1 pseudogene is annotated in these 841 nt (G+C 74.9%); it reads left to right on the forward strand.

Annotated elements, in window-relative coordinates:
* Positions 1 to 841: pseudogene (locus A9X00_RS31475) on the forward strand (hypothetical protein); the annotation flags it as partial.

The raw sequence follows: 841 nt of genomic DNA on the forward strand, positions 1-841 counted from the left end.
GCTCGAGCGGCCCGACTTCGCGTTCGCGCGCGGCGCGGCGCTGGCCGCCGGGTTAGCGCCCACGACGCCCCAGCCCCCGGTCACCGCGGGCTTCGGAACCGCGATGGCACCCGCGCTCGGGGACGCGACGGCGATGGCCCCGGCGACGGCGGTGGCCGGAGAAGCGACCGGGATCGCCCCGACCTCCGGGCTGGCGGGCTCGGACGCGGAGGAACCGCAGCTGGCGTACTCGCAGGCCGAGGACGCCGAGCCGTTCGCGGGCGACGTGGACGAGTACGGCGACTTCGACGACGACCCGGCAGACCCGGCCGCCACCAGTCGAGTGCCGCTGAGCAGACGGTCGCTGGTGCTCGGCAACGCCGTCATCGCCTTCGCCGTCGTGGGATTCGCGACGCTGGCCGCCGCCGTGGCGATCGCCGTTCGGCCGACCGCGAGCGCGCAGCCGGTGATCGGCCACCAGAACGCCGCCCCGGGCAAGTTCATGCCGCTGTTGCCCACGCAGCAGCAGGCGCCGGTGCCACCGCCGCCGCCCGATGTGCCCAACGCGGGATTCCAGGGCGGCGTCATCCCGGACGCCAACGGCTACATCCCGCCGCAGCTGGCGTCCCCCGGTTCCGCCCCGGTCGCCCCGGCGCCCGTTCCCGGGTTGATGCCCAACCCGGATGGACCGATCCCGTACCCGGTCATCGTCCCGTACCCGGGCTGGCGCCCCCCGTACAACCCGTACCCGCCGTATACGCCGCCGTCGTACACGCCCCCGACGACGACCACGACGACGGTGACGACGACCACGACCACCACGACGGGGCCGACGACGACTACCACCACCACGCCGCCGACG

The organism is Mycobacterium sp. 1245805.9 (assembly GCF_001672915.1).
GTDB lineage: Bacteria > Actinomycetota > Actinomycetes > Mycobacteriales > Mycobacteriaceae > Mycobacterium.